1 protein-coding gene and 1 pseudogene are annotated in these 2,093 nt (G+C 65.3%); both read left to right on the top strand.

The features are described 5' to 3' along the window. The coding region (locus EN780_RS32775; RefSeq protein ID WP_348631288.1) for a long-chain fatty acid--CoA ligase at positions 1-1,828 on the top strand (1,828 nt) is incomplete at its 5' end. 8 nt (positions 1,829-1,836) lie between these two features. Then, positions 1,837-2,093, top strand: a pseudogene (locus EN780_RS32770) (methyltransferase); the annotation flags it as partial.

Raw genomic sequence — 2,093 nt, 5'->3', positions numbered from 1 at the left:
GGCCAAGCCGGTGCCGGCCAAATCCGCTGCGACAAGGCCCGCTGCCGCAAAGCCTGCCGCGAAGGCAGTTCCGACAAAGGCGGTCCCGCCAAAGCCGGCCGTGAAACCGGCGCCGGCCAAGAGGCTGCCGAAGGCGCTGACGGAGCTTGCCGCCGGCCTGCCGGAAAAGCCGTGGCTGTCGAGCTACTCGAAGAACATGCCAGCCGAGATCGGGCCCTTGCCCTACGGCTCGATCGGCGACTTCCTGGTCGGCGCCTGCAAGCAGTTTGCCGGCCAGCCGGCCTTCGTCTGCATGGGCAAGGCCATCACCTATGCCGAGCTCGAGCAGCAGTCGGCCGCCTTCGGCGCCTATCTGCAGTCGAAGGGCCTGCAGAAGGGGGCGCGCGTGGCGCTGATGATGCCCAACGTGCTGCAATATCCGGTGGCGATGATGGCGGTGCTTCGCGCCGGCTTCACCGTGGTCAACGTCAACCCGCTCTATACGCCGCGCGAGCTCGAGCATCAGCTGAAGGATTCCGGCGCGCAGGCGATCGTCATCCTCGAGAATTTCGCCAACACGCTGCAGGCGGTGATCGCCAAGACCTCGGTCAAGCACGTCGTCGTCGCCGCGATGGGCGACATGCTCGGCGGCCTCAAGGGGACGCTCGTCAACTTCGTCGTGCGCCGGGTGAAGAAGCTGGTGCCGGCCTGGTCGCTGCCGGGCCACGTCAAGTTCAACGCCGCCCTGAAGGCCGGCGCCGGCCTCGCCTTCAAGCCTGCCAGCGTCAGCGCCGACGACATCGCCTTCCTGCAATATACCGGCGGCACCACCGGGATCTCGAAGGGCGCGATCCTCTTGCATTCCAATGTGCTTGCCAATGTCGCGCAGAACGCGCTTTGGCTGCAGGACGCCTATGCGGTGAAGCCGAAGCCGGCGCATCCCAATTTCATCTGCGCGCTGCCGCTCTACCATATCTTCGCGCTGACGGTGAACGCGCTGATGGGCATGCAGCAGGGCGCGCAGAATGTGCTCATCCCCAATCCGCGCGACATTCCAGGCTTCGTCAAGGAGCTGGAGAAATACCCGGTCCACATCTTCCCGGGCCTCAACACGCTGTTCAACGCGCTGCTCAACAATGAGGATTTTCGCAAGCTCGACTTCAAGCCGCTGATCCTGACGCTGGGCGGCGGCATGGCGGTGCAGAGGGGTGTGGCCGAGCGCTGGAAGGCGCTGACCGGCTGTCCGGTCACCGAAGGCTACGGGCTTTCGGAAACCTCGCCGGTGGCGACCGCCAACAAATTCAGCGGCGGCGACTTCACCGGCACGATCGGCCTGCCGCTGCCGTCGACCGAGATCGCCATCCGCGACGACGACGGCAACAACGTGCCGCTCGGCGAAGTCGGCGAAATCTGCATCCGCGGGCCGCAGGTGATGGCGGGCTACTGGAACCGGCCGGACGAGACCGCCAAGGTGATGACTAAGGACGGATACTTCAAGTCCGGCGACATGGGCTTCATGGACGAGCGCGGCTATACGAAGATCGTCGACCGCAAGAAGGACATGATCCTGGTCTCCGGCTTCAACGTCTATCCGAACGAGCTGGAAGAGGTCGTTGCTCAGCATCCGGGCGTGCTCGAAGTGGCGGCGATCGGCGTGCCGGACGAGCATTCGGGCGAAGTGCCGAAGCTGTTCGTGGTCAGGAAGGATCCGGCGCTGACCCTCGAGACGCTGACCGCCTATTGCCGCGAGAACCTGACCGGCTACAAGCGGCCCAAATACATCGAGTTCCGCACCGAATTGCCGAAGACACCGGTGGGCAAGATCCTGCGGCGGGCGCTGCGGGGATAGGCACGAGCTTGAACGATCATCCTGCCGGCAAGGCGACGCCTACCCGTCCCGATCCGGCGGGGTTCATCAAGGCGAACATGCGCCTTGCGGCTGTCGCCGCGCTTCCGGAAATCCAGATCTTCAGCGCCCATCCCGGCAGCGGGCTGCGGCGGCTCGTCGATCCTGACGACGAAGACGCTGCCGCGCCAGAGCCGCAGCCGCCCTATTGGGCCTATGCCTGGGCCGGCGGCACCGTCCCGTTACATAATCGACCGGCCGCAAACGG

Source organism: Mesorhizobium sp. M4B.F.Ca.ET.089.01.1.1 (genome assembly GCF_004022605.1).
Classification (GTDB): domain Bacteria; phylum Pseudomonadota; class Alphaproteobacteria; order Rhizobiales; family Rhizobiaceae; genus Mesorhizobium; species Mesorhizobium abyssinicae.
The sequence above is the reverse complement of the archived record's forward strand: the minus strand, read 5'-3'. Positions and strand labels throughout refer to the sequence as shown.